This window comes from Streptomyces sp. NPDC054796 (assembly GCF_053611545.1).
In genome coordinates, this window is record NZ_JBSHAO010000051.1 from 34,520 (window position 1) to 59,449 (window position 24,930).

Sequence of the window (24,930 nt, forward strand, 5' to 3'; positions counted from 1 at the left end):
CCCACATGAAGGAGCCGCATCATGAGAAGGACGCAAGGAAGACACGGCAGACGGAAGCACCGGAGAACCGTCGCGCTGGCGTGTGTGCTGGCGCTCACGGCGGGAGGAGGCGTCCTGACCGCGCAGGCACAGACACAGGCACAGGCGGACGGCGCGAGGCCGTCGGCCGCGACGAGCGCCCAGGTGTGGATCACCACCCCGGACGGCGGCAAGCGCCTGGCCAGGGAAGCCGATCTGGCCTTCGACGGCACGCCGCAGCAGACCGACATCTCCGTGGACTCACGCGTGCGCGAGCAGGAGTTCACCGGCGCGGGCGCGTCCGTCACGGAAGCCTCGGCGCGGCTGCTGACGGGGCTGCCGCGGGGCGAGCGCGACCAGCTCATGGCCGACCTCTTCACCGAGGACGGCGAGGGCATCGGCCTCGACTATCTGCGCCAGCCCCTGGGCGGCAGCGACTTCGTCGCCGAGCTGCCCTACTACTCCTACGAGGACCAGCGCGGCTCCTTCTCCATCGCCCGCGACGAGAAGGAGATCCTGCCCCTGCTGCGCCAGGCCCGCTCCCTCAACCCCGGCATCCGGTTCATGGGTTCGCCCTGGTCGGCGCCCGCGTGGATGAAGGACAGCGGGAAACTGGAGGGCGGCAAGCTGAAGCCCGAGCACTACGGTGACTACGCCGACTACCTCGTCAAGGCGATCCGGGCTTACGGCGAGGCGGGCGTACCGCTGGAGGACCTGACCGTCGCGAACGAGCCCCTGTTCGAGACGACGTATCCGTCGATGGGCATGTCGGCGGCCGAGCAGGCGGACTTCTTCCGCGTACTCGACGGGAAGCTGACGGCCGCCGGCCTCGGCACCCGCCTCTTCGCCTACGACCACAACTGGGACCGTCCCGACTATCCACTCGACGTCCTGGCGGAGACGTCGGACATCGAGCGTGTTCAGGGCGCCGCCTTCCACTGCTACGGCGGGCAGCCCGAGGCACAGCGGCAGGTGCGGGACACGGGCGCGCGGGTCTTCTTCACCGAGTGCTCGGGGACCGACAGCGACGACGCGTCGCGGACCTTCGCCGACAGCCTCAAGTGGCAGACGGAGAACCTGGTGATCCGGAGCATGCGCGCGGGCGCGGAGACCGTCGTGCTGTGGAACCTGGCCCTCGACGGGAGGGGCGGGCCCCACTTCGGCAACTGCGGCACCCGCTGCAACGGCGTCGTGGAGATCGACGGCGGGAACGTCGCGAAGAACGCCGAGTTCTACACGCTGGGCCATCTGTCCCGGTTCGTCGACCGCGGCGCCCACCGCATCGCCTCCACGACCGAGGGGCCCGGCGGGGTGCAGAACGTCGCCTTCGAGAACCCGGACGGATCACGGGCCGCGGTGGTGCTCAACGCGACGGACAGCGCCCGCGCCTTCTCCGTCACCGAAAGCGGCAGGTCCCTGACGTACCGGCTCCCGGCGGGCGCCGTGGCCACGCTCACCTGGCCGGGGGCGCCCACCGGGGCATGAGGGGTGTGGGGGGTGGGGTGTGGGGGGTGGGGTGTGGGGGGTGGGGTGTGCGGGACGTGAGGGCTCAGCAGCCGTGGTCCACCAGGTCGAACGACTCGTAGTGGTCGGCCGTGTAGTAGTCCTCCTGCTCCTCCTCACCGGTCACGATGCGCCGGGCTCCGCGGTCGTCGGAGCCCGGCGTCTCGACGGTGTACTCGTGGTAGTAGCCGTCACTCTGGTCCGGGAGGATGCCCTCCCGGTTCTGGAAGACGGTGCCGTCCTGCGGGTACGGGTAGGGGCCGCCCTGCTCGATGAGGTCGAGCGTCTCGTGGGCCTCGGCGGGCAGTTCGTTGTAACAGATGCTGCCGACGTCGGCGGCGGAGACGCCGGAGGCGGCGGGCGCGGAGATCCTGGCGGGCGCGGGCGCCTGCTCGGCGGTGGCGGCTCCGGCGACGGCGGGTCCGCCGACGAGGAGGGCGGCGGCGAGGGCGCTGAGGGCACTGATGCGTGCGATTCGTGGGGGGAATCTCATGGCATCCATGGTGACGCGCGTAGATGACATGTCAACGCCAACTGCACGAATTTTCCCAGGAGTTCACATGGGGCACCCGGCTTGATGCGGCGCGCGGGGCGCCGCTCGCGGTCGCACACAGCCGGGGTCGGGGCCGGGGCGGGGGCCGTCGTCCGCTCACCGGACATGGGCCCCGCCCCCCGTGGACGCCCTCACTCCCGGCCCCCGGCCCCACCCTCACCCTCGCTCCCGTCGGCCGCACGCCGCGACCTCTCGACGATCTGCTGCAACGCCGCCGCGTGCGCCTCCAGCGCCGCCCGCCCGCCGTCGCTGAGCTGCACCCAGGTGCGGGGCCGCTTGCCGACGTACCCCTTGCGCACCTCGACGTAACCGTGCCCCTCCAGCGTGCTGATCTGCTTGGACAGAGCGGAGGGCGACAGTCCCGCCGACTCCCTCACCCACCCGAACTCGGCCCACTCGGCCCCCGCGAGCAGCGACACGATCGACAGCCGGGTGGGGTCGAGCAGGACCGGGTCGAAGTCAGCGTGCGCCATTGACGGCGCTCTTCCCCGTACGGCCACCGGGCGCGGCGCCCGACAGCAGCGCCCGCTGCCAGGCGGGACCGAAGACCGCCAGCGAGGCGCCGGCCACCGCGCCGATCACGGTCCGCCAGTACGGCATGGCGAGGTGACAGTCCGGCTGCGCGAGCCGGAGGGCGAGGCCGGCCAGGAGTACGACGGCCACCGCGAGCAGCAGGTAGAGGCGGGGCCGCCAGGAGATCTCCTGCCTGCGCGGGCGGACGGGCCTGCCCAGCAGGGCCGAGCCACGACGGGTGTTGAGCAGTGCGACGTAGCCGAGGCCGAACACCCCGAGAGCGGGCGAGATCCAGGCCACGGCCGCCTCTCCGAGGAAGTCGGGAGACGCGAAGAGCGCGAAGAACACGACACCGGACAGCACGTACACCCACCGTGCTTCGGTGGCCGACCCGCGCATCTGGTTCCGGCGCTTTTCGATGTCCTCCAGTGAGCGGGCGGCTTCGTCCGCCGAGGGGAAGGAGCCGTCGGGAACGGATGGCATGAGTACCTCCACAAGATGCTGCGTGCTCCACCGAAACTACTTTCCTGAGAAGAAACTAGTTTCCCGGCGGCGGCTCGTCAACCCGGTCCCCGGCAGCACGAAGGGGCCCCTCCCCCGCGAAGCGGGAAAGGGGCCCCTTCTGTGCGAAGCGCGAGGGCTACGCGCCGAGTTCCTGATGGCGGGCCGCCACGCGGCGTGCCCCCTCGGCCGTCAGCGAGCCGTGTGCGCGCAGGCGCGCTATGCCGCCGTCGGGGTAGATGTCGAGACGGACATGGGTGACCGGCGGAGCCGCGTCGAGCAGGAAGCGGTGCACCGTGTCGGGCTGGAGGCGGGTGCGGGCCAGTAGCTCGACCCACTCGCCGTCCTCCCCGTCCTTGCCGACGAGCGCGGCCCACCCGGCCGAGTTGCCCTTGAGGTAGCCCGTGTCGATCTCGACGGCGCGGATCTCGGCCTGCCCTGCCAGCGCGTACCGGATCCAGTCGTTGCCCTTGTCGCGGCGGCGGCGCGTCTCCCAGCCGTCGTCCATCTTGCGGGAGCGGCCGGGCTGGATGGTGTTGGTGGCCGGTGAGTAGAAGCGGTCGGAGGCGTCCTCGACGGCGCCGCCGTTCTCCAGCGCGACCAGGTCGAACGTGCCGAGCGCCGCGAGCCACTCGGGGTCGGGCGCGACCTCGCCGTGGACGCGGAGGCGCGCGATGCCCCCGTCGGGGTGCTGGTTGACGCGGAGGTGGGTGAAGCGCTGTTCGGCGGTCACCTCGAAGCCGTTGGCGGCGTGGCCGCCGATGACGGTCCTGGGGACGATGACCGTCCACTTGACGTCGTCGGCGAGCAGTTCCTCGGGCGAGGGCGAGCCGGGGACCGAGGTGGCCTCGATGGACACGGCCTGCGGGTAGTTGCCGCGGAAGTGGGCCGTGTCCACGACGATGCCCCGGATGACGCCGGGCGCGCCGAGCCGCACGAGGGCCCAGTCGTGGTCCTCGTCCTTCGGGTGCGGCACGTCGGCCGAGACGCCGCGGCGGCGCCGGGTCTCCCAGCCGTCCATGATCTTGCCCTTGTGCCCGAAGTGCTCGGGGTCGAACTCGGCGCGCTCCGGCTTGAGGAGGTTCTCGCGCTCGGCGAAGAACTCGTCGTTCGCCGCGATCACGCCCGCGCCGAGCCTGCGGTCCGCGAGGTCGGCGAGGTGGGTGAAGGGCAGGTCGGCGCTGCGGTAGTCGGCGTAGGGGTCGCCGCCGCCGTACGGGTTCGCGTCACCGGTGAAGGTGGCGATGCCGGAGGTCCCCGGGGTGCCAGGGGTGCCGGAGGTCCCGGGGGTTCCGGTGGTCGCCGCGGTCATGCGCTGGTCCTCTCGATCAGTCGGCCGGTCTTGTCCGTCAGGCGCCCGTGCTCCGCGATGCGCTCTCCGCGCAGCCAGGTGGAGCGCACGACGCCGTGCAGTGTCCTGCCCGCGTAGGCGGTGACCCGGTTGCGGTGGTGGAGGCCCGCCGGGTCCACGGTGAAGGTCTCTTCGGGCGCGAGGACGGCGAAGTCCGCGTCCCGGCCCGCCTCGATGGCGCCCTTGTGCTCCAGGCCCGCGAGCCGGGCCGGGCCCGCCGACATCCAGCGCACGACGTCCTCCAGGCTCTGCCCGCGCTCGCGCGCCGCCGACCAGATGACGGGCAGGCCGAGCTGGAGCGAGGAGATGCCGCCCCAGGCGGTGCCGAAGTCGGGGGTCTTGAGGTCGGCGGTGCAGGGCGAGTGGTCGGAGACGACGCAGTCGATGGTGCCGTCGGCCAGCGCCTGCCAGAGCGCGTCCTGGTTCTCCCGCTCGCGGATGGGCGGGCAGCACTTGAACTCCGTCGCGCCGTCCGGCACCTCCTCGGCGGTGAGGGTGAGGAAGTGCGGGCAGGTCTCGACGGTGATCCGCACGCCCTCGCGCCGCGCGTCGGCGATCATCGGCAGCGCGTCGCTGGAGGAGAGGTGCAGCACGTGCACCCGTGATCCGTAGCGCTTGGCGAGGTCGATGAGCAGGCCGATGGCGTCGTTCTCGGCGGCACGGGGGCGGGAGGCGAGGAAGTGCTTGTAGGCGCCGCCGCCGCGCTGCGGGGCCGAGGCGAGGTGGGCCGGGTCCTCGGCGTGCACGATGAGCAGCCCGTCGAAGCCCGCGATCTCGGCGACGGCGGCCTCCAGCTCGGCGGCGGCCAGCTCGGGGAACTCCTCGACGCCCGAGGGCGACAGGAAGCACTTGAAGCCGAAGACCCCGGCCTCGTGGAGGGGGCGCAGGTCCTTGACGTTGCCGGGGATGGCGCCGCCCCAGAAGCCGGTGTCGATGTGCGCCTTGGACCGGGCGACCTCCCGCTTGACGCGCAGGTTCTCGACGGTGGTGGTGGGGGGCAGCGAGTTGAGCGGCATGTCGATGAGGGTGGTGATGCCGCCGGCCGCCGCCGCTGCCGTGGCGGTGTAGAAGCCCTCCCACTCGGTGCGGCCCGGGTCGTTGACGTGGACGTGTGTGTCCACGAGTCCCGGGAGCAGCACGTCGTCGCCGACGTCCTCCAGCCGTGCGCCCTGCGGCACCTCGGCGTCATGGGGGAGCACGGCCGCGATGCGTCCGTCGGCCACGGCCACGGATGCGGCGCGGGTGCCCTCGGGGGTGATGACGCGCGTCGAGCGCAGTACGAGCTGTGCGTCGGCCAACTCGGCCCCTCCTCCTGATGTCGCGCGCTGACGCCGCACGGCCGGTACGGCCACGGAGCGACGGGAGGGGGCCGCCGCTCGGTGCTGTGCTGCGTGCTCCTCGACGGCCGGTCCGCGTCGTCGTCCGGACGCGCCGTCCGAGCGCGTCTTCCGGAGGGTTTCTTCCGGAGTGCGGAATCAACTTTCTGTTGAGGGAGTCTTCACCTCCGCACCCGGCTCCGTCAAGACCCCCTTGGCCGCCGCCGGGTGCTCCGCCGCACCCCCTGAGCTGGGCCTCCCGCGAGAACGGCACCGCCGGGGACGGCTCGCCACCCTCGCTCCGGCACGGCGGGAGCACCGGAAGGCCGCTTTGGAGGTTTCCATAAGATGGAACTCGTATTTCGGATGAGGGATGTGCCAACAGCCACTGGTGCACGCGCGCCGAGGCCCCCGATCCGGCCCTTCATGGGGACAAACCGGCCGTGACCGGCCACAACGCTGCGCCGAGAGTCATGTGGCCCCCGATCCGGGCCGGTAGCATGCGCCACACCCGCAGGAAAGGAACGCGACGTGCCGTCGTCCGCCGAGCACAAGCCCACCACCTCAGCCGCCCCTGCCCCGACGACCGCCTCCACGGGCGGTGTCCAGTCACTGGAGCGCGCCTTCGACCTGCTGGAACGGATGGCGGACGCCGGGGGCGAGGTCGGCCTGAGCGAGCTGTCCAGCAGCAGCGGGCTCCCGCTGCCCACCATCCACCGCCTGATGCGCACCCTCGTCGCCTGCGGCTACGTGCGCCAGCAGCCCAACCGGCGCTACGCGCTGGGCCCGCGCCTCATCCGTCTCGGCGAGAGCGCGTCGCGCCTGCTGGGCACCTGGGCGCGCCCGTACCTCGCGCGGCTGGTCGAGGAGACCGGCGAGACGGCGAACATGGCGCTGCTCGACGGCGACGAGGTCGTCTACGTCGCACAGGTGCCGTCCCGCCACTCGATGCGGATGTTCACCGAGGTGGGGCGGCGCGTACTGCCGCACTCCACCGGTGTGGGCAAGGTGCTGCTCGCGCACACCCCGCCCGAGGAGGTGCGCGCACTCCTCACCCGTACGGGGATGCCCGCGGCCACCGAGAAGACGATCACCACGCCCGACGGCTTCCTGCACGCGCTGGAGCAGGTCAGGGACGCGGGATACGCGGTGGACGACAACGAGCAGGAGATCGGCGTGCGCTGCATCGCGGTCTCCGTGCCCGACTCCCCGACCGCCGCGGCGATCTCCATCTCGGGTCCAGCGGGGCGGGTCACGGACGCGGCGACGGACAAGTTCGTGCCACTGCTCCACGAGGTCGCACAGGACCTCTCGACGGCCCTGGCGAACACGAACGCCAATTCGGCCTGACCGGCCGGGCGGTCGGCGACGGGTGACAGCGTGCGCCACGGTCGGCACGGTGCGCGTACGGCCGACGGTTGACGACGCTCGACGGGGCCGGACCGCTCGGACCAGCCGGACGGTCGGCAGTTGACGGCCGCCGGACCGGCTGAACCGGCCGACGGGGCCGGACCGGTCGGCCGGTCGGCGGGCCTGGAGGTGCCGGACCCGCCATGTCCGTCGCCCGGCCGCCCGCAGCAGGCAGCAGACAGCAGACAGCAGACAGCAGGCAGCAGACAGCAGGCAGCAGGCAGCAGGCAGCAGACCGTACGGCGCTAGGGGTGTCTTCAACATGGCGTCGTCCGGCCGTTGGGCCGGGGGCCGCAGGGGGCACCTCCCGGCCCGGCAGGGCCTGGGGAGGGCTGCGCCGACGACCGACAACGCCGCGAGCGCGCGTGCGCGCCAGAGGCCGCGGCCCGGACGGGACGTCGACGGCACCTCCTACGGCACGGAGGCCGCCCCGTCGCCCCGCGAAGGGACCGTCAGCCGGTGCGCGGGGGCTCGCCGAAGAGTTCGACGGCGTTGCGCACGTCCGCGAGCGCGGCGGCCAGCGCGCTGACCGACCCGACCGCGGCGGCGACCAGAAGCAGCGACTGCCGCAGCCTCGTCACCTCGGGAACGCCCGCGCCCGCCATCGCACCGAGCGCGTCGAGCGCGTCCTCGGCGGCCTCTCTGTCGCGTAAGTCGGCGGGGTAGGAGTCCAGTTCACGCCGCAGTCTCGTCACGGCCCGGCCCAGCTCGGAAACCCGCGGGTCCACCGCGCTGTCCGTGACCGTCCCCTGCTCCGCAGCGCCGCTGCGCACCACTGCTCGTTCCCCCCACACCGGGACCGTTCCCCTCTCCTCGCGACGACGGGCCGAACGCCCGCCACAGTAAACGCCACTCTCCGCGCATCACGCCACACGGAGGGCAAGATTCACGGCGTGATTTGTGCCTCGGGCAACAAAGGCAACCAGACTTCACCAGTTCACCTCAGGCACTCCGCCGAGGCGCGATGCCATGAGGTATGCAGGAGCCATGACGGACACGAACGGGACGGCGCCGCTGGTCGCAGGGCTGCTGCTCGCCGCCGGAGGCGGGCGGCGGCTCGGCGGCAGGCCGAAGGCGCTGCTGCCGCACCACGACCGACCGCTGGTCGAGCACGCGGTGCGGGCACTGCGCGACGGGGGCTGCGACACGGTGCACGTCGTACTGGGCGCGGCGGCGCGCGAGGTGCGGGAGCGCGCCGCGCTGGAGGGCTGCGTCCTGCTGGACAACCCGGACTGGGCCGAGGGCATGGGCGGTTCGCTGCGCCTCGGCCTCGGCACCCTCGCCGCCACGGGCGCCGACGCGGCCCTGGTCTCGCTGGTGGACCAGCCGGGGGTGGGCGCGGAAGCGGTCGCCCGCGTCCGTGCCGCGTACCGCTCGCCCGGTTCGCTCGCCGCCGCCGCGTACGGGGGACGGCGCGGGCACCCCGTCCTCGTCGGCGCCGGGCACTGGGCGGGGGTGGCGGCGGGCGCCGCCGGTGACCAGGGGGCCCGCGCGTATCTGCGGGAGCACGCGGACGCGCTCGCGCTGGTGGAGTGCGGTGACATCGCCGACCCCGGCGACATCGACACCCCGGAGGACCTGTCGCGGCTCGGCGGCCCGTGAGCCCCGCACGGGCGGACGCCCCCAAGGGCGGCGTCGGCGTCAGCGCCCGCGGCGGCCCCGGCCCGGCTCGGCCTCACGGTCCCGGCCGGCTTCCCCGTCGCGCCCGGCCTCCGCGTCCCGCCCCTTCGGCGCCCGCCGCTTGCCGCCCCCGGCGCGCATCGCCCGCAGCACGACGAAGGCGACCACCGCGAGCACGGCCACCCCGAGCACGACCTTGGAGTACAGCCCCACGTACTCGGTGATCCGGTGCCACTGCGCGCCGAGCCCGTACCCGGCGAGGATGAAGATGCTGTTCCACAGCAGGCTGCCGAGCCCCGTCAGCACCAGGAACACGGTCAGCCGCATCCGCTCCACGCCGGCGGGAACCGAGATCAGGCTGCGGAAGATGGGGATCATGCGCCCGAAGAAGACCGCCTTGGTGCCGTGCCGCGCGAACCACGCCTCCGTCTTCTCGATGTCCGAGACCTTCAGCAGCGGCAGCTTCGCCGCCAGCGCGACGGTGCGCTCCCGGCCGAGTACCGCGCCCACCCCGTAGAGGGCGAGGGCCCCGACGAGCGAGCCGACCGTCGTCCAGATGATCGCGGCAACCAGGCTCATCCCGCCCTTGTGCGCGGTGAAGCCCGCCAGCGGAAGGATCACTTCGCTGGGGAGCGGCGGGAAGAGGTTCTCCAGCGCGATGGCGATACCAGCGCCGACCGCGCCCAGAGAACTCATGAGGCCGGTGGCCCATTCTTCGATCATGCGGCAAGCCTAAGAACCCCGGCTGTGCGGCGCCAAAGTGCTCTCCGTACATTCCCTGTGCGGCCGACCGCAGCCCCGGGGTGCGGAGAACCGCAGTACGCGCGGGCGGCACGCGCCGCTAGCGTGACGGCATGCGAGGAGTGCTGCGCCGTGGCGCGATGACCGCGGCCGGTGTGGCGACAGGGACCGCGACGGCCGTCGTGGAGCTGGTCTTCCTGCTGGTCGTGGGGGTCTCCTGGCTGCCTCGGCGGGCCGTGCCCGCGCCCGTGCTGCGCGGCGCCGAGCGGCTGGTGCGCCTGGAGCGGCGCAGGCTGGCGCGCTACTTCGCGGTGGAGGCGGGCTCGGACGAGGCACCGGCGCGTGCGCTGCACTACCTCGCGGCCCGCTGGACGGCGGGGCTGCTCGGCGGCCTGGTGCTGGCCACGGTCGTGGCGGGCGCGCTCTACGGCACCGTCCTCACCTGGGTGTGGATCTTCTCCCCCGTCGACGACCCGTGGACGCTGGTCTCGTCCGACGTCGGCGGCCTGTTCCTGCTCTTCCTCGGCGTGCAGGGCATGTACGCGGTGGTCTCGCTGGAGGACCGTCTCGCGCGGCGCTTCCTGGGGCCGAGCGAGCAGGAGCTGCTCCAGCGGCGGATCTCCGAACTGGCCGCGAGCCGCGCCGCCGTCGTGGAGGCGGTGCACGACGAACGGCGCCGCATCGAGCGGTATCTGCACGACGGCCTGCAACAGCGGCTGGTGGCCCTGGGCATGCTGCTGGGCCGGGCCAGGCGCGCGGAGGGCGGCGAGGACAGCGCCCGCTCCTCGCTGCTGCTGCGCCAGGCGCACGAGGAGAGCCGCCGGGCGCTGGAGGAACTACGGGAGGTGGCCTGGAGGGTGTATCCGTCGGTGCTGGACGAGGCGGGGCTGCGCGCGGCCCTGGAGACGGTGGCGGAGCGCTCGGGCGGGATGCCCGTGCGCCTGGAGTACGGCTTGACGGAGGAGCCGGGGGACGCCGTCCGTACGGCGGCGTACTTCGTGGTGTGCGAGGCGGTGACGAACGCGGTCAAGCACGCGGGCGCCTCCGGGGTGACGGTGCGGGTCCGGCAGGAGAACGGGAGGCTCAGCGTGCGGGTGGAGGACGACGGGTGCGGCGGCGCCGACCCCTCGGCGGGCGGCGGGCTGCTGGGCCTGGCCCGCAGGCTGGCGGCGCTGGACGGCACCCTGACGGTGACCAGCCCGCCCGGCGGGCCGACGGCCGTGACGGCGGAGCTGCCGTGCGCGTAGTGCTGGCCGACGACTCGATCCTGCTGCGCGAGGGCCTGGCGCGGCTGCTGGCCGACGAGGGCCACGAGATCACCGCCGCCGTCGGGGACGCGGAGGCACTGCTGAAGGCGGTGGCGGCCGATCCGCCCGACGTGGCGGTGATCGACGTACGGATGCCGCCCACCCACTCCGACGAGGGGCTGCGCGCCGCGCTGCGCATCCGCGAGACGTGGCCACGGGTGGGGGTGCTGGTGCTGTCGCAGTACGTGGAGAAGCGGTACGCGGCCCGGCTGCTGGGCGAGAACTCGGAGGCCGTCGGCTATCTGCTGAAGGACCGGGTCGTCGAGATCGACGAGTTCCTGGACGCGCTGGAGCGGGTGGGCGCGGGCCGTACGGCCTTCGACCCCGAGGTCGTACGGCAGTTGGTGGCGCGCAGCACCCACACCGATCCGCTCCAGCGGCTGACCCCGCGCGAGCGCGACGTGCTGGACCTGATGGCGCAGGGGCACACGAACGCGGCCATCGCGGAGCGGCTGCACGTCTCGCGGAGCGCCGTCGAGAAGCACAGCAACGCGCTCTTCGACAAGTTGGGGCTCGCGAGCGGTGAGGGCTACAGCCGACGGGTACTCGCGGTGCTGCGGTACCTCGGTTCGTGATCGCCGCGGGGTCGTTCCTGGGCATCTTCGGCCGCGTGCTGTGACGAGGGTGGCACTGCGCGCCACCGCGCGGCACTCTCGGCCCGTGTGAGATATCTCGACGTCAACAAACTATTGAAGTTCCACCATGAGGAAACTACTCTCCACTGGTCAGAAGCGCCCGCACGCGCCGACGGCGTCCGGCGCCGTGTTCCGGGGTACCGCGAACGGCGCGGCACCCCGTGCCGCGACGCAAGCGAACCGGCGGCCGTAAGGCACCGCCCGATGAAGGAGTGACACACCATGTCCGCACCAGCGCCGTCCCCGCTGGCCATCGTCGACGCAGCGCCCGTGGAGCGTCAGGGGGAGGTGCTGACCGACGCCGCCCTGACCTTCCTGGCCGAGCTGCACCGCCGGTTCACGCCGCGCCGTGACGAGCTGCTGGCCAAGCGCGCCGAGCGCCGGGACGAGATAGCCCGCACCTCCACGCTGGACTTCCTCCCGGAGACCGCGCACATCCGCGAGGGCGACTGGCAGGTGGCCCCTTCCCCCGAGGCGCTCGACGACCGCAGGGTGGAGATCACCGGTCCGACCGACCGGAAGATGACCATCAACGCGCTCAACTCCGGTGCCAAGGTGTGGCTCGCCGACTTCGAGGACGCCTCGGCCCCCACCTGGGAGAACGTCGTCGGCGGCCAGCTCAACCTCATCGACGCCTACGAGCGCCGCATCGACTTCACCGACGAGCGCTCCGGCAAGTCGTACGCGCTGCGCCCCGCCGATGAGCTGGCCACCGTGGTGACCCGGCCGCGCGGCTGGCACCTGGACGAGCGGCACCTCCAGCTCGACGGGAAGCCGGTGCCCGGAGCGCTCGTCGACTTCGGCCTCTACTTCTTCCACAACGCGCAGCGCCTGCTCGACCTCGGCAAGGGCCCGTACTTCTACCTGCCCAAGACCGAGTCGCACCTCGAGGCGCGGCTGTGGAACGAGGTGTTCGTCTTCGCGCAGGACTACTGCGGCATCCCCCAGGGCACCATCCGCGCCACGGTCCTGATCGAGACGATCACCGCAGCGTACGAGATGGAGGAGATCCTCTACGAGCTGCGCGACCACGCCTCCGGGCTGAACGCGGGCCGCTGGGACTACCTGTTCTCGATCGTCAAGAACTTCCGCGACGGCGGCGAGAAGTTCGTCCTCCCCGACCGCAACGCCATCACCATGACGGCGCCGTTCATGCGCGCGTACACCGAGCTGCTCGTGCGCACCTGCCACAAGCGCGGCGCGCACGCGATCGGCGGCATGGCGGCCTTCATCCCCAACCGGCGGGACCCCGAGGCCAACGAGAAGGCCATGGAGAAGGTCAGGAACGACAAGGACCGCGAGGCGGGCGACGGCTTCGACGGCTCCTGGGTCGCCCACCCCGACCTGGTGCCGATCGCCAAGAAGTCCTTCGACGCGGTGCTCGGCGACCGTCCGAACCAGAAGGAAAAACTGCGCGAGGACGTGCACGTCACCGCCGCCGACCTGATCGCCGTCGACACGCTGGAGGCCAAGCCCACCTACGACGGGCTGGTCAACGCCGTGCAGGTCGGTATCCGTTACATCGAGGCGTGGCTGCGCGGCCTGGGCGCCGTCGCCATCTTCGGCCTGATGGAGGACGCGGCGACGGCCGAGATCTCGCGCTCGCAGATCTGGCAGTGGGTGGACGCGGGCGTCGTCCTCGACAACGGCGAGAAGGTCACTCCCGAGCTGGTCCGCGAGGTCGCGGCCCGGGATCTCGCAGAGATCCGCGAAGAGGTCGGCCAGGAGGCGTTCGACGGCGGCCAGTGGCAGCAGGCGCACGACCTGCTGCTGCGGGTGGGTCTCGACGAGACCTATGAGGCGTTCCTGACGCTGCCCGCCTACGAGCAACTGCGGGGCTGAGCACCGCACGCACCGGCACAAGAGCGCGCCGTGGCACGGGAGGACTCCGTGCCACGGCGCGTTTCGCTGTGTCGAGGTCCCCGTCCACGCGCTCACGCGTCGGATCGGACCGGGGGGTGGCTGGGCGAGCAGAGCCGGGCGGAGAAAGAGCTATGGCAAACCACGAAGCATGAACGGCACGGATTCGCTCGGCATCACCCGGGCGGCATCACTCGGACGAGAGGGCTCAGACGAGCCAGAGCTGACGGACGGACTTGCCGTCACGCGACTTCAGCAGAACCTCACTGCCATCGGCCGTCTCCCGCTCCACCAGATCGAGCAGCGCGACCGCTCGCCTGACCGTCTCCGTGATCGAGATTCCCTTGTGCTCCTTGTACCACCGCAGCCTCGCGGCCGTGTCTTCATTGATGTTCACACTGAGTCGGGTGATCGATGGCTCGGACTGCGTCCTCACCGCGGCATCGGTATCGGTCGAATTCTCGGGCATGCCAAGGCTCCTTGAATAGAGGTGTCGCTCACGCAGACCTGGACACGGCAAAGTCCGGGCTTCACCTCTCAGCGTCGATGCCGGAGGCCCCCGAACGGCTCTGTGTGAATGAGTCAGCGCCTTCCCGCACATATGACCGAAGCAACCGGCGACGGCCGGTCCTGCGTGGTCCCCCGCGAGGATGCGGTATCAGCGATGGCCCAACCGGCCCATCGGGCGAGATCAAGGGCGCGTAAATGACCCATACGAAACTCCCCCCTACGTGGGCCGGATGGAACCGGATACCGACATCATGCAGCGATGAGCATCCGATGTCAAGAGAATCAGCATCGAGAGCACATCGGATGCGCACCCAATGTGTACCCAATGCGCCTCGATTCCACACTGGATGTGGAAAATGATCACATCGCATGTGCTACGATCTGGCCCAAGCGCCGCTTGGGTGCCCTGCGTGCCGCTCTGGCCGGGCCCCATCGGTGGCGACCATCGGAGGGGGCACCCTGCATGGCGACCGATCAGAACTCCGCATTCGAGGTACTGCACAACGGTGCCTGGCGGTTCGTCACGCCATTTCAGGAGTGGCACAACGAACGAGTTCACGTGCGGACTCTCGAACGGGCCTCACGTGAAAGGGAGCTGGCCACTCGGAACAGCGTCACCGCCACGCTCGTGAAACACCAGGGACAGAGGAAGGGAAAGGGCGAGTTCGAAGAGGACTTCCCGCCACCCGCGCACGAGGAAACCTGCGGTTTCGGACCACCGCGCCCCGTGCGTATCTGCATGTGCCGGCGAGGGGAGCACGAGTGACCACAGCGGACCGCCCTCCCCCGCCCACCGTCCCCACCGTCCTGTGGGAGGACGAAATCCCCTCGACGGACGAGAGTTTCCTGCGCATCGGCCCCGAGATCCCCCTGCCGCACAGCCGCGAAGAGGACGAATAGCACGTGGACACATTCGCGGAGGACGAGGTGCCCGACAACGGCGCCGTCTATCTCCTGAGAACACCGGTAGGCCGGACCCCGGACGACAGCAGGGGCGCCACGGACCCCACGGACCCGCTCGCGGAGGAATTCGTCGAGGACGAGGATCCCGCGCCGCCGTCCCGCGCCGCCGTGCGCGAGGGCAAACCGCAGAAGATCCTCGACGAGACGCGCCGCACACTGGCCGTCGGCATGCTGTGGCTCGTCGCGGCCATCGCGCTGCTGCCCACGCTCGCCCTCGTCCTCGCGCACTGGACCCACTTCAGCACCGAGGCGTACCGCGAACTGAGCCTCGTGTTCACCCCGGTCGTGGCCCTCGCCAGCGCCGCCTTCGGCTTCTTCTTCGCGAGCGACGAACGACGCCCGTTCTAGGGGGTGTCAGTCCCCGTCGGCGATGAAGTCCGCCAGCGCGGCGGCGACGGCTTCGGGCTGCTCGTCGGGGATGAAGTGCCCGGCGCCGGGCACGACGACGCGGGTGGCGTCGTCGGCCCACGGGCTGATGGAGGCCGCCATGTCCGGAATGGAGCCGTGGCTGCTGGAGATCCCGAGGACCGGCACGGTCAGGTGCCGCCGCTCGAGCGCCTCGCGGTTCTTGCGCGCCGACTCCGCGGCGTCCCGGTAGTACGCGAGGGAAGCGCGCAGGCCGCCGTCGGCGGCGACGGCCGCCGCGTAGTGGTCGATCTCGGCGTCGTCGAACGTGTCGGGAGACAGGGTCTTCGCCCTCAGGAACCAGCCGATGTACTCGCGTTCGCGCCCTGCGAGCAGCGTCTCGGGCAGGTCGGGCACGGTGTGGAACGCGAAATGCCAGGTCTTCCACGCGCGGTCCGGGTCGGTGGGAATCGCCTCCGGGAGGGTGATACCGGGAATTCCGGCGTCGAGCAGAGCGACCCGGCGCAGCCGGCTCTCGAAGTTGAGGGCGAGGGAGAAGGCGACCCAGGCACCGACGTCGTGGGCGACCAGGGAGTAGGACGACACTCCGAGCGCCTGCACGGCGGCGTGGACGTGCGCGGCGACCGTGTGCGTGTCGTAGCCGCGCTCCGGTCGCTCGGAGTGGCCCTGGCCCGGCAGGTCGAGCGCGATGACGTGGAACCGGCGGGTGAGGCCGGGCATCACCTTCCGCCAGGCCCACCAGGTCTGCGGGAACCCGGCGAGCAGGACGACGGCCGGGCCGTCGAGGCGTCCGCCTTCGACGGCATGGAGGCGGACACCGCCCGCGTCGACCCAGCGGTGGGTGAATCCGTCCAGATGGCGCAGGGGCAGGTCGGGGACGGGGTTGTCGCTTTCGGAGACGTGCGGGGTGCTGGTTGCCTGGCTGGTCACGGGGACTCTCCATCGGTGTCACGTGTGCGGTGGGGACGGTGTGGCCGACAGCGGGCGCCGCGGTCATGACCACGCTTGAAGGCTACACATCTTGAACCAATCAGTTCAAGATAGAATGGCGCACGGCACAGCACTGACCATCGACGCGACGGCAAGGAAGTACCGCGTGGCAGGCAAGAAGCAGTTCGACATGGACACGGCGCTCGACGCCGCGATGATCCAGTTCTGGCGCGACGGCTACGCCGACACCTCACTGGACGACTTGTCCCGGGCGACCGGACTGAACCGCAGTTCCATCTACTCCTCCCTCGGCGGCAAGGACACGCTCTTCCTGCGCTGCCTGGATCTCTACGCCGCGCGCTACGGCGCGAAGTACGACGCCGCCCTGTCGTGTGCGGCCTCGGAACCCGTTGCCGCCGTCCGCGCGTTCTTCGACGTCACCCTCGGCCGCATCGCCGATCCCGGACTGCCCGACGGATGCCTGATCGCCCAGTCGGCCATGGCGGTCCCCGTGCTGAGTCCGGCCGTCGCGGAGCACGCCAAGCAGGCGCTCGGCTCCCAGCGCCTGCGCCTGCTCACCGCGCTGAAGACCGGCCGGCTGACCGACCAGGAGGCCGAGGGCTTCGCCGTACACGCGGCGGCCGTGAACCAGTCGCTCGCCGTCATGAGCAGGGCCGGGGCGAGTCCGGCGCAGCTCCTGGCCATCGTGGACGTGACCGTGGACGCGCTGTCGCGGGCGTTGCGCGCGTAACGGCCCGCCCCCATCCCCGGCCCGCACCCGCACCCGCACCCGCCCCGCTCAGGTCACCGTCACGGGGTGGCGGATCACCGCGTCGAAGAGGTAGCCCTGCTCGTTGTGGACCGAGGTCGCGGGCTGGGTCGTGCCGCGTACGTCCGTCGCGCGGGCCAGCAGTCGCGCAGGGCCCTTCGCCGTGGGGCGCCAGCTCACCGACCAGCGCGACCAGTTGTCGGCCCTCGGCCTGTCGAGCAGCCGCGCGGGCGCCCAGTGCGCGCCGTCGTCCGTGCTGACCTCCACCCCGGCGATGCCCCCGCCGCCCGACCAGGAGCGGCCCGTGAGGAGGTGGGTGCGCCCCGCGCGCAGCTCGGCGTCCAGGGGCAGTTCGAAGACGCTCTTCAGCGTCTGCCGGGTCAGCGGGGCGCTGCCCTCCGGCGGGTAGGCGGACCCGAACAGCCGGTAGAGGACGGTGTTCCACGGCGAGTACAGCGGCTCGGCCGACACCTCGATGTCGCCCAGCCACTTCACCGACGCGATCCCCACCCAGGAGGGCGCCAGGACGCGGACGGGGAAGCCGTGGTCGTACGGGAGGGGTTCCCCGTTCATCTCGTACGCGAGGAGCACGTCGTCCAGCGCCTTCGCCACCGGCATCGGCCTGCGCACCCGGCCGTAGGACGTGCCGTCGTCCGTCACGTACGCGTCGTCCAGGCCGCGCGGCATCACGTCCACGGCGCGCCGGGTGATCCCGGCCCTGCGCAGCACCTCCCCGAGCCGCACCCCGCGCCAGCGGGCGTTGCCGACGGCGCCGGTGCCCCAGGGGGTGCCGGAGACGGGCTCGCCCTGCTGGGTGGCGTAGAAGCTGCGGGCGTTGCCCGCGCACTCGACGAACGCGCCGCACTCGGTGGCGGGCAGCGCGCGCAGCTCGTCGAGCCCGAACTCCCGCTCACCGCCGTCCAGCCCGCCGCCCCACACGCGCAGGCTCCAGGTGGCCGGATCGAGGACGGGGGTGGAGGTGTGGTTGCGGACGAAGAAACGGTCGGCCGGTGTGTGGAGGCCCGTACCGCGCAGGGCCTGGAAACGCGTTTCGGCGTTGGTGCCGTGGACGGTGAACAGGTCGGGCGGCAGCGGCTTCACGATGCCGGGGGCCGCGGCGGGCCGCGTCGTGGGGACGTCGGGGGCGGTCCGAGCTGCGGCGACGGCCGGGGACGGCAACGCCGTCGGCAGCGCGACGGCGGCACCGGCCGCCGCGCCCAGCCTCAGCAGATCGCGCCGCGCGACGCCCTCGGCGCGGGCCTCGCCCGCCAGCCACTGGCGGAGTCTGCTGCGGTCGTAGGCACCTTCGTCGACAGGAGTCCTGGGGAACCGTGACATGGAGTCGATGATGTCGCCGGGGGCCGCCGGAAACCATTGAGACAGCGTGAACTTCACGCCGTTCTGACCCGGTTCTGGCATGCGGGGTGCGGGAGGCCGGGCGTCGCGGCCCGGACGGGAGGTTGACGACGCCGACCAGATGTTGCGGGGTAGGACGTTGATGACGGTCGACGGACGCCACGGGTTCATGCCTGTGGCGGGCCGGGGGCTACGCGGATCTGCATGAAGCCCTGGTCCAGTAGAGCCGGTCGGTTCGCCTGCCCGTTTGATCGCACCCACTGACTGGACACGGCGTCGAGGACAGCGGTGGCGGCGTTGGTGAGCAGGTCCGCGGCATATGGGTCGATTTCAGCCCCCGGCCGGTCTTGGAGCGCGTCGCTTACCCGTCGACGCCATTCCGTTCTGCGTTGGTGGAGCCGCCCGACCAGTGCGGGTGTGGCTTCGATGAGCCGCAGGGTTTCGAGTACCTGCTCACTGGCATGGATCTCTTCCTGCCAGGCCCGTAGGACGTGATGCAGGGAGACCCAAGGATCTTCGTCCGCCGGTCGCGCCGCGATGTCGGCGACCACCTTCTCCCCGGTGAGGTCGACGCCGTCGAAGACGACGTCTTCCTTGGTGGGGAAGTACCGGAAGAAGCTGCGCTTGGTCATTCCGGCTGCGCGAGCGATGTCCTCGACGGTCGTCTCGTCAAAGCCCTGGTGGGCGAACAGGCCGATGGCCACCTCGGCGAGCTCTGCCCGCACCGCTCGGCGCGTCCGTTCGCGCAGCCCTTTCTTCATGCACCCAGGCTACTTTGAATCACTCGATGTCTATAGTGTCACCAGGTGACACTTCGAAGGGGTGGTGGCATGGAAGGCAAGACCGTGCTGGTGACCGGTAGCACCGGGGGCATCGGCAAGGAGACCGCGCGACGGCTGGCAGGGCTCGGCGCCGACGTCATCCTTGTCGGCCGCGACAAGGACCGCGCCGACGCTGCCGTTGGGGACATCCGTCACTCCAGTGGAAATGAGAACGTCACGGCGATCACGGCCGACATGTCCCGGCTCCGTGATGTCCGTCGCCTCGCCCAGGAGGCCGGCACCCGGACCGGTGGCATGGATGTGCTGATCAATAATGCGGGTGCCACCCGATCGCACCGCGAGCTGACCGAGGACGGCATCGAGACCGCGTTCGCGGTCAACGTGGTCGCGCCGTTCTGCCTCACTCACTGGCTGATGCCGGCCCTGACGGCCTCGGGCCCCTCCCGGGTCATCAATATCACCGGCGGCATCCCGCAGGGGCGGATCGACCTGGACAACTTACAGGGCGAGAAGTCATATGTCGGGCTGTCGTTCTACAACCAGACCAAGCTGGCGCAGATGGCGATGAGCTACCGCTTCGCCCAGGAACTCGACGGGTCGCCGGTGACGCTGAATGTCGCCTACCCCGGGCACGCCTACACCTCGATGAACAAGAACCTGACCATCGGCACCTACCCGCCGCTGGCACGCCCGATCGTGCCGCTCCTGCGCCTGGCGATGCCGATCGTGTACGGGCATCGCGCGCTGCTCAAGGCCACGCGTTCCAGCCTGTACCTCGCGGCCAGTCCCGAAGTCCGGGACATCAGCGGGACCTACTTCAACAGCAAGGCCACCCCGGCCCCGTGGCCCGAAGCAGCCCTGGACGAAACCAATCGCAACGCGATCTGGGAACTGTGCGAGACACAACGCGACCGGCTGACGCCGTAACACCCGCCATCGACGAGGACGGAAGCGCTCATGACACACCGCAACGCCCCGCTCAGTCCCGACGCGTCACCGACGAACTCGCCGACCTGGCCGTCGTCATCAATCGACGCACGGTCAGCCGCCACCTGACTCGTCGGCCGGGCCAGAATAGCGATCAGGCCAAGGCAACGAGCCGGGCGAAGGCGGCCGGAGCGAAGCGCGGTTACGTCTGCCTTCACGCGATCGCCGACGGCAAGCCCCCGGCATCTCGCCTCCGGGACGGCGTCACCGACGTCCAGCCCACGTACAACTAGACCTCGGCCCCCTCCAGCGCGCCGCTCTTGGGCCGGTCCGACCAGGCGCGGCGCATCCGCCTCACCATGCGGTCGGCCACTTCGGGGTGGCGGGCCGCGAGGTCGTGGCGCTCGCCGGGGTCCTCGCGCAGGTCGTACAGCTCGACGTCCCACTCGTCGTCCGGCACCAGCCGGTCACGCCCCGGAGCGAAGCGGACCGCCTTCCAGTCGTCCTGCCGCAGCGCCTCGCAGACCGTGTTGCCGCGCCCCTTGTCGACGGCGTCGGCCCGGGCCGTGCTGATGGGGTCGTTCCGGTACCAGTAGAGGTACGAGTGCGACTTCGGGGTGCCCCTGGACCCGTCGATCAGCGGCGCCGCCGACAGCCCGTCGATGCCGCCGGGGGCCCGCGCCCCGCCCAGGTGCGCGATGGTGGGCAGCATGTCGATGAGCGGTGTGGGGCGGTCGCTGCTGCCGCCCGCCGCGATACGGCCGGGCGACCAGGCGAGGAGCGGCACCCGGATGCCGCCCTCGTAGAGGTTGCGCTTGTAGCCGCGCAGCGGCCCGTTCCCGACGAACAGGTCGGGGTCGGTGCCGCCCTCCTCGTGGGGCCCGTTGTCGCTGGTGAAGAGGAGGACCGTGTCCTTCTCGATGCCCTCGCGGCGCAGCGCGTCCACGATCATGCCGACCGTCGCGTCCAGATGCCCGACCTGCGCCGCGTGCGCCTTGTCGGCCCGGCTCCAGCCCCGCTCCTCCTCGTACGCGGCGGCGTAAGGGCCCGAGTGCGGCGCGCGGCTCGGCGCGTGGGGCGAGTTCGGCGTGAGGTAGAGGAGGAACGGCTCGTCGGCGTGCCTGCGGATGAAGTCCAGCGCCCTGCGCCGGAACAGGTCGGGCGCGTAGGTGGTGCGCCGTCCCAGCGTGTTGCCGGGGAGCGAGGCGCGCTCGCCGTTGTCCCAGAGGTAGGGCGGGTAGTAGTCGTGGGCCTGATGGTGCGTGAGGTAGCCGTAGAACTCGTCGAAACCCCGGCTGTTCGGATGGCTGGGCTGGTCCGGCGCCTCGGGCCCGAAGCCCCACTTGCCGACGCACCCGGTGCGGTAGCCGCGCTCCCTCAGCACCTCGGCGAAGGTGGTGTCGGCGTCGCCGAGCGCGCCCTGGGCTCCGTTGAAGGGGTTCTGGCGGACGCGGGCGTGGCCCGCGTGCATGCCCGTCAGCAGGGAGCAGCGCGAGGGGGCGCAGACGGCGGCAGCCGCGTAGGCCTGCGTGAACCGCATCCCCTCCGCCGCCACCTCGTCGAGGCGCGGGGTCTTGATGAGACGCTGTCCGTACGCGCCCAGCTCCCGCTGGCCCAGGTCGTCGGCGACGACGAGCACGATATTGGGGCGGCGGCGGCCGAGCGGATCGGCCTCGTACGGCCCTGAGCCGGAACCGGAGCCGGGGCCCGGCGAACCGTCACCTCCGGTCATGGCTGCCACGGAAGCGGTGAGTCCGCCGAGCCCGAGTGCCGCCGCTGATCCGGCGAGAAACTGACGGCGGCTGGTGACGTTCAACGGAGGGACTCCTTCGGGCAACGTTCTGGTCGCCCATGCTCACGCATGTCCCTTGCCGGATGGTGAAGTTCCTGTGATTCGCCCTCACCCCGATGTCACCCTCCCGTGGCCCAAGGGTTCCCCGTGACGGGTGGTTCCGGAGGGGCGCTTACGAGAGGCCGAGGGGGCGGCGCGTCAGACGCCAGGTGCGGTGGCGGGTCCCGCTCCCGTGGCGGTGGCGACCTCGGACGCGAGGCGGACGGCGAGGGCGCGCGCCAGCAGGACAGGGTGCCCGGGGCCGACGGCGGCGCACGCGGCGGCCCGCATCACCTCGGTGTAACCGATGCAGTCCAGTACGAGCCACCTGCTGCCGCCCGCGACCAGCCGCCCGGCCGCCTCGGCGACACGTGCCGCCGCGTCCTCCCCGTACGGGTCTGCGGGCTCGACACGCACCGGCCCCTCCAGCAGGCGCGCCCAGCGCCGCCCGACGTCCTCCCGCTGCGCGGGCAGCGGACACACGATCCCGACCGGCTCGGCGCCCACGACGGCGCGCACGCCCTGCTGCACGAGCGGCTCGGCGTAGAGCAGGGGCCCGGCCGAGGGTACGGAGGGGAAGTTACCGGTGCAGAGCAGCAGCGTGGCCCCGGCGCCTTCCGCCTCGCAGCGCGCGACGGCGTCCCGCATGCGCGGGGCGAGCGCGTCGTGCCCCAGCACGACGGACGAGCCGTCCCGCAGCCGCGAGATGAGGGGCGCCTCCCCCTCGACGGGTCCCACCTCGCGACGCGTACGGTGCGCCTTCGCTTCCGGGCCGTCGAACCGGTCCAGGTCGAGCGCCCCGTGCTCGACAGCGCGCACCCCGGTGAGCAGCGGTGCGATGTCCCCGGTCAGGTCCGTCCTGGGCGCCTGCCCGATGGTGACCAGCCCCAGGAGGGGGTGGCCGGGCGTGGGGGCGGGCGCCAGGCCGGGGGCGCTGACCGTACGGGAGGCGTCGGGGGCGGGCATGGGGCGGGGCTCCTTCGCTCGGTACGCAGGCGGGGCGGGGTGACGGCTGACATTTGACGAAATTTGTTATCTGTTAACCGTTAGCTGTTAGCTGATATCCGTCATCTGAAAGCCGTCAGCCGTCACACCGCCTTGTAGATCTGGCTCACGTCGTTGATCGAGCTGCCCGCGACCAGGCCGGCGCCGATCAGCGCGAGGTCGTTGTCGGCGGCCTCGCCCGCCGCGCGGACCTCCTCGCCCTCACTGTCACGGGCGGCGGCCTGTTCGGCCTTGCGCCTGCGGTAGCGCCCGTAGACCACGCGGATCGCGAGCGCGGCCAGCACCAGCCAGCCCGCCTGCGGGGTCGCGACGAGCAGGCCCGTCGCGAGCAGGACGCCCATCTGCCGCGAGGAGCCGCCGAGCAACTGGACCAGCGCGCCGGGGATCGCCCACAGGGCCATCATCGTGAGGGCGTGGCCGTCGGTGAGGCCCGCCTTGATGGTGTCGACGTAGACCTGCGCGACGGGCGGGACCCGGCCGTCGGAGAAGAACGGCTTCCAGGCGATCATCACGACCACGATGGCGACGGCGAAGCCGACGAGCTGCGCCAGGTACTGCTGGCGGCGCCCGGCCATCTCGTACGGGTGCCAGGGCACCGCGCCCTTGCGCAGCAGCCAGCCGGCCTTGAAGTCGAAGCCGACGTCGGCGAAGGCGGGCCCGGTGGAGGCCGCGTAGCCGACCAGCAGCGCGAGCGGCACCATCGGGATGCCCAGGACGAGCCCGAGGATCAGGAAGATCAGGGTGACGGCGAAGGCGGGGAACCAGCCGGAGTGCATGGCGGCCAGTCCGACGATGAGCTGGTGCACCAGCGCCGCGAACCCGGCGAGCACCACCCAGCCGACGAGTCCGGCGCCGCTCATGTCGGCGGTGACGCCGCCGATGAGGGCGATGAGGACGGCGCCGACGAGGAAGAGGACGAGGCCTTCGAGGAGGCCGCGGCGCAGGCGTCGCGCGTCGACGGTGCGGGACGAGGCGTCGAACGTGTCGGGCGCCGCGCCCTTCTTCGTGTCCACCTTCGCCTCGGCCTTCGCGCCCGCCTCGGCGTCGGCCTTGGTGTCCCGTCCCCGGCCCTTGCGGTCACGCATCATCAGGACGGCCTGCACCAGGGCCACCAGGCCCGCGCCGATCATGACGCCGTGCGGCACGTAGTTGGCGGCGAGGTCGACGTCCAGGACGGTCGGCGCGTACTGCGCCACCAGCAGGCCGACCCCGAACATCAGCAGGGCCCAGATGTTGCCGAGGAACGCCACGCCCGCCGCGCTCATCGGCAGCTTGAAGAGCGAGCCGACGAAGCCGATGACGGCGCTGACGCCGAGGAGCCTGGCCTTGTGGCCGCCCTCGTCGCCCGCCTTGATCGTCTCGGCCGCCGCGATGCCCGCGGGCCACGCCGCTGAGGCGGGCAGCAGCCGGGAGTCGAAGACGCGGTAGAGCACCCAGCTGTCGACGGCGAGCCCGATGACGGCGCCGCCCAGCATCGGCCACACCAGGTCGGGCCGCCCGAGGAGGAAGGGGACCGCGATGGGTGTGATGAGGGAGTTGGCGGCGGCGAAGGTGGAACCCGAGATCGCGGACTGCACCAGGTTCTGGCGCTGCGGATCGCGCATCCGCGACAGCGCGGCGAACGAGATGCGCCCGATCAGCATGGCGATGAGGGCGCCGATGACCGAGGTGTTGGGCGCGATGCCGAGGGTGGTGATCAGCACGAGGCCGATGACCGAGCCGAGCACGGAGAGCACGATCGTCACGACGAGCGTGACGGGCTCGAAGGCTCTGGGGTGGCGGCCCTCGGTGGGCGTTGCGGCCGGGGTGGCCGAGGTCTGACTCATGGGGAACTCCGTCGGCGGGAGTGGGGCTCGGCCCGGGCGCTTCGCTGGGTCCAGGCGGGGTGTGTGTGGCGGGGGTGCGTGACGGGGGTGCGTGGCGTCGGGGCTGGGATCCGGGAGGGGCGGGCCCAGTCGACCACCCGGGCCGCGCGGGAGCGGCCAACCAGGCCGGTGCTGGCCGGGCGCGCGACCCGTGAGGGCCGTCAGAACCGTCGGGCCGGGGCGCCCCCGGGGGGGGGCGCGGGGGGCCCGGCCGCGGACCCCCCCGCGCCCCCCGGGGGCGGGGGGGGGGGGGAGTGGGCGGACCCGGGTGGTGTAAACAAAAGAACCGGACCCCCAG

The 24,930-nt window shown here is 71.7% G+C and carries 24 protein-coding genes; 10 read left to right on the forward strand and 14 right to left on the reverse strand.

The window, feature by feature from the left end; all coding sequences use genetic code 11:
- The first annotated feature begins 21 nt into the window (after window positions 1-21).
- Complete coding sequence (locus ACWGJ2_RS31675; protein ID WP_453349732.1) at window positions 22-1,503, forward strand: glycoside hydrolase family 30 protein; 1,482 nt, start codon at window positions 22-24, stop codon at window positions 1,501-1,503.
- A gap of 64 nt (window positions 1,504-1,567) precedes the next feature.
- Here the strand turns inward: ACWGJ2_RS31675 and ACWGJ2_RS31680 are convergent, their stop codons facing one another.
- From ACWGJ2_RS31680 to allB, 5 genes are all read right to left on the reverse strand, one after another.
- Entirely contained in the window at window positions 1,568-2,014 is a 447-nt protein-coding gene (locus ACWGJ2_RS31680) for a ribonuclease domain-containing protein (RefSeq protein WP_453349733.1), read from the reverse strand.
- Window positions 2,015-2,205: 191 nt separating this feature from the next.
- Window positions 2,206-2,547 carry a transcriptional regulator gene (locus ACWGJ2_RS31685; RefSeq protein ID WP_453349734.1) on the reverse strand — a complete coding sequence of 114 codons (342 nt, stop codon included), beginning with the start codon at window positions 2,545-2,547 and terminating at the stop codon, window positions 2,206-2,208.
- Window positions 2,534-3,070 (reverse strand): hypothetical protein, encoded by a 537-nt coding sequence (locus ACWGJ2_RS31690; RefSeq protein WP_453349735.1) that lies wholly within the window; start codon window positions 3,068-3,070, stop codon window positions 2,534-2,536. The genes ACWGJ2_RS31685 and ACWGJ2_RS31690 overlap by 14 nt, the downstream gene beginning before the upstream one ends.
- 157 nt (window positions 3,071-3,227) lie before the next feature.
- Window positions 3,228-4,400: an allantoicase gene (alc, locus tag ACWGJ2_RS31695; RefSeq protein ID WP_453349736.1), complete on the reverse strand. Its 1,173-nt coding sequence runs from the start codon at window positions 4,398-4,400 to the stop codon at window positions 3,228-3,230.
- A complete protein-coding gene (gene allB / locus ACWGJ2_RS31700; protein WP_453349737.1) occupies window positions 4,397-5,737 on the reverse strand; it encodes an allantoinase AllB in 1,341 nt (446 codons plus the stop codon). Before allB ends, alc begins: the two co-directional genes overlap by 4 nt.
- 549 nt (window positions 5,738-6,286) lie before the next feature.
- Here allB and ACWGJ2_RS31705 point away from each other — a divergent pair.
- Window positions 6,287-7,105: an IclR family transcriptional regulator gene (locus tag ACWGJ2_RS31705; RefSeq protein WP_453349738.1), complete on the forward strand. Its 819-nt coding sequence runs from the start codon at window positions 6,287-6,289 to the stop codon at window positions 7,103-7,105.
- 512 nt (window positions 7,106-7,617) lie between these two features.
- Here ACWGJ2_RS31705 and ACWGJ2_RS31710 read toward each other — a convergent pair.
- The gene (locus tag ACWGJ2_RS31710; RefSeq protein WP_453349739.1) at window positions 7,618-7,941 is read right to left on the reverse strand and encodes a DUF5955 family protein; all 324 of its coding nucleotides are present in this window, start codon (window positions 7,939-7,941) and stop codon (window positions 7,618-7,620) included.
- Between the two features lie 211 nt (window positions 7,942-8,152).
- On the opposite strand from ACWGJ2_RS31710, the gene ACWGJ2_RS31715 reads away from it, so the two are divergent.
- Entirely contained in the window at window positions 8,153-8,767 is a 615-nt protein-coding gene (locus ACWGJ2_RS31715) for a nucleotidyltransferase family protein (RefSeq protein WP_453349740.1), read from the forward strand.
- A 39-nt stretch (window positions 8,768-8,806) separates the two neighbouring features.
- Here ACWGJ2_RS31715 and ACWGJ2_RS31720 read toward each other — a convergent pair whose 3' ends face one another.
- Window positions 8,807-9,481, reverse strand: a complete 675-nt coding sequence (locus ACWGJ2_RS31720; RefSeq protein ID WP_453349757.1) for a DedA family protein — start codon at window positions 9,479-9,481, stop codon at window positions 8,807-8,809.
- A gap of 158 nt (window positions 9,482-9,639) precedes the next feature.
- Between ACWGJ2_RS31720 and ACWGJ2_RS31725 the strand changes: the two genes are divergently transcribed.
- The 3 genes from ACWGJ2_RS31725 to aceB all read left to right on the forward strand — a co-directional run bounded on the left by ACWGJ2_RS31725 (window position 9,640) and on the right by aceB (window position 13,310).
- Window positions 9,640-10,773: a sensor histidine kinase gene (locus tag ACWGJ2_RS31725; protein ID WP_453349741.1), complete on the forward strand. Its 1,134-nt coding sequence runs from the start codon at window positions 9,640-9,642 to the stop codon at window positions 10,771-10,773.
- Complete coding sequence (locus ACWGJ2_RS31730) at window positions 10,764-11,408, forward strand: response regulator (protein ID WP_453349742.1); 645 nt, start codon at window positions 10,764-10,766, stop codon at window positions 11,406-11,408. Before ACWGJ2_RS31725 ends, ACWGJ2_RS31730 begins: the two co-directional genes overlap by 10 nt.
- A 282-nt stretch (window positions 11,409-11,690) precedes the next feature.
- The gene (gene aceB / locus ACWGJ2_RS31735; RefSeq protein ID WP_453349743.1) at window positions 11,691-13,310 is read left to right on the forward strand and encodes a malate synthase A; all 1,620 of its coding nucleotides are present in this window, start codon (window positions 11,691-11,693) and stop codon (window positions 13,308-13,310) included.
- 226 nt (window positions 13,311-13,536) lie between these two features.
- Here the strand turns inward: aceB and ACWGJ2_RS31740 are convergent, their stop codons facing one another.
- Window positions 13,537-13,797 carry a hypothetical protein gene (locus tag ACWGJ2_RS31740; RefSeq protein WP_453349744.1) on the reverse strand — a complete coding sequence of 87 codons (261 nt, stop codon included), beginning with the start codon at window positions 13,795-13,797 and terminating at the stop codon, window positions 13,537-13,539.
- 803 nt (window positions 13,798-14,600) lie between these two features.
- Between ACWGJ2_RS31740 and ACWGJ2_RS31745 the strand changes: the two genes are divergently transcribed.
- The gene (locus ACWGJ2_RS31745; RefSeq protein WP_453349745.1) at window positions 14,601-14,738 is read left to right on the forward strand and encodes a hypothetical protein; all 138 of its coding nucleotides are present in this window, start codon (window positions 14,601-14,603) and stop codon (window positions 14,736-14,738) included.
- A gap of 3 nt (window positions 14,739-14,741) precedes the next feature.
- Window positions 14,742-15,149 carry a hypothetical protein gene (locus ACWGJ2_RS31750; protein ID WP_453349746.1) on the forward strand — a complete coding sequence of 136 codons (408 nt, stop codon included), beginning with the start codon at window positions 14,742-14,744 and terminating at the stop codon, window positions 15,147-15,149.
- Between the two features lie 6 nt (window positions 15,150-15,155).
- On the opposite strand, the gene ACWGJ2_RS31755 is transcribed toward ACWGJ2_RS31750, so the two are convergent.
- On the reverse strand, window positions 15,156-16,097 hold the full coding sequence (locus tag ACWGJ2_RS31755; RefSeq protein ID WP_453349747.1) for an alpha/beta fold hydrolase: 942 nt from the start codon (window positions 16,095-16,097) through the stop codon (window positions 15,156-15,158).
- Window positions 16,098-16,263: 166 nt separating this feature from the next.
- Between ACWGJ2_RS31755 and ACWGJ2_RS31760 the strand changes: the two genes are divergently transcribed.
- Window positions 16,264-16,848 (forward strand): TetR/AcrR family transcriptional regulator, encoded by a 585-nt coding sequence (locus ACWGJ2_RS31760; RefSeq protein WP_453349748.1) that lies wholly within the window; start codon window positions 16,264-16,266, stop codon window positions 16,846-16,848.
- Between the two features lie 48 nt (window positions 16,849-16,896).
- Here ACWGJ2_RS31760 and ACWGJ2_RS31765 read toward each other — a convergent pair whose 3' ends face one another.
- Both ACWGJ2_RS31765 and ACWGJ2_RS31770 read right to left on the reverse strand, forming a co-directional pair.
- Entirely contained in the window at window positions 16,897-18,204 is a 1,308-nt protein-coding gene (locus tag ACWGJ2_RS31765) for a sulfite oxidase (protein WP_453349749.1), read from the reverse strand.
- 185 nt (window positions 18,205-18,389) lie between these two features.
- Window positions 18,390-18,983: a TetR family transcriptional regulator gene (locus ACWGJ2_RS31770; protein WP_453349750.1), complete on the reverse strand. Its 594-nt coding sequence runs from the start codon at window positions 18,981-18,983 to the stop codon at window positions 18,390-18,392.
- Between the two features lie 69 nt (window positions 18,984-19,052).
- Here ACWGJ2_RS31770 and ACWGJ2_RS31775 point away from each other — a divergent pair, with 69 nt between their 5' ends.
- Window positions 19,053-19,931, forward strand: a complete 879-nt coding sequence (locus ACWGJ2_RS31775) for an SDR family NAD(P)-dependent oxidoreductase (protein WP_453349751.1) — start codon at window positions 19,053-19,055, stop codon at window positions 19,929-19,931.
- A 289-nt stretch (window positions 19,932-20,220) separates the two neighbouring features.
- Here the strand turns inward: ACWGJ2_RS31775 and ACWGJ2_RS31780 are convergent, their stop codons facing one another.
- The 3 genes from ACWGJ2_RS31780 to ACWGJ2_RS31790 form a co-directional block, all read right to left on the reverse strand.
- Window positions 20,221-21,747, reverse strand: a complete 1,527-nt coding sequence (locus ACWGJ2_RS31780; RefSeq protein WP_453349752.1) for an arylsulfatase — start codon at window positions 21,745-21,747, stop codon at window positions 20,221-20,223.
- A gap of 174 nt (window positions 21,748-21,921) precedes the next feature.
- Complete coding sequence (locus ACWGJ2_RS31785; protein ID WP_453349753.1) at window positions 21,922-22,728, reverse strand: AroM family protein; 807 nt, start codon at window positions 22,726-22,728, stop codon at window positions 21,922-21,924.
- Window positions 22,729-22,850: 122 nt separating this feature from the next.
- Window positions 22,851-24,593: an OPT/YSL family transporter gene (locus ACWGJ2_RS31790; RefSeq protein WP_453349754.1), complete on the reverse strand. Its 1,743-nt coding sequence runs from the start codon at window positions 24,591-24,593 to the stop codon at window positions 22,851-22,853.
- Window positions 24,594-24,930: the final 337 nt, after the last annotated feature.

What these genes read in the sequence shown, in the direction of transcription:
- ACWGJ2_RS31770 (WP_453349750.1), bottom strand. Translation starts at nt 18,983, where the DNA reads ATGAAGAAAGGGCTGCGCGAACGGACGCGCCGAGCGGTGCGGGCAGAG.
- ACWGJ2_RS31775 (WP_453349751.1), top strand. Translation starts at nt 19,053, where the DNA reads ATGGAAGGCAAGACCGTGCTGGTGACCGGTAGCACCGGGGGCATCGGC.
- ACWGJ2_RS31675 (WP_453349732.1), top strand. Translation starts at nt 22, where the DNA reads ATGAGAAGGACGCAAGGAAGACACGGCAGACGGAAGCACCGGAGAACC.
- ACWGJ2_RS31790 (WP_453349754.1), bottom strand. Translation starts at nt 24,593, where the DNA reads ATGAGTCAGACCTCGGCCACCCCGGCCGCAACGCCCACCGAGGGCCGC.
- ACWGJ2_RS31740 (WP_453349744.1), bottom strand. Translation starts at nt 13,797, where the DNA reads ATGCCCGAGAATTCGACCGATACCGATGCCGCGGTGAGGACGCAGTCC.
- ACWGJ2_RS31690 (WP_453349735.1), bottom strand. Translation starts at nt 3,070, where the DNA reads ATGCCATCCGTTCCCGACGGCTCCTTCCCCTCGGCGGACGAAGCCGCC.
- ACWGJ2_RS31720 (WP_453349757.1), bottom strand. Translation starts at nt 9,481, where the DNA reads ATGAGTTCTCTGGGCGCGGTCGGCGCTGGTATCGCCATCGCGCTGGAG.
- ACWGJ2_RS31785 (WP_453349753.1), bottom strand. Translation starts at nt 22,728, where the DNA reads ATGCCCGCCCCCGACGCCTCCCGTACGGTCAGCGCCCCCGGCCTGGCG.
- aceB (WP_453349743.1), top strand. Translation starts at nt 11,691, where the DNA reads ATGTCCGCACCAGCGCCGTCCCCGCTGGCCATCGTCGACGCAGCGCCC.
- ACWGJ2_RS31765 (WP_453349749.1), bottom strand. Translation starts at nt 18,204, where the DNA reads ATGTCACGGTTCCCCAGGACTCCTGTCGACGAAGGTGCCTACGACCGC.
- ACWGJ2_RS31725 (WP_453349741.1), top strand. Translation starts at nt 9,640, where the DNA reads ATGCGAGGAGTGCTGCGCCGTGGCGCGATGACCGCGGCCGGTGTGGCG.
- ACWGJ2_RS31685 (WP_453349734.1), bottom strand. Translation starts at nt 2,547, where the DNA reads ATGGCGCACGCTGACTTCGACCCGGTCCTGCTCGACCCCACCCGGCTG.
- ACWGJ2_RS31680 (WP_453349733.1), bottom strand. Translation starts at nt 2,014, where the DNA reads ATGAGATTCCCCCCACGAATCGCACGCATCAGTGCCCTCAGCGCCCTC.
- ACWGJ2_RS31715 (WP_453349740.1), top strand. Translation starts at nt 8,153, where the DNA reads ATGACGGACACGAACGGGACGGCGCCGCTGGTCGCAGGGCTGCTGCTC.
- alc (WP_453349736.1), bottom strand. Translation starts at nt 4,400, where the DNA reads ATGACCGCGGCGACCACCGGAACCCCCGGGACCTCCGGCACCCCTGGC.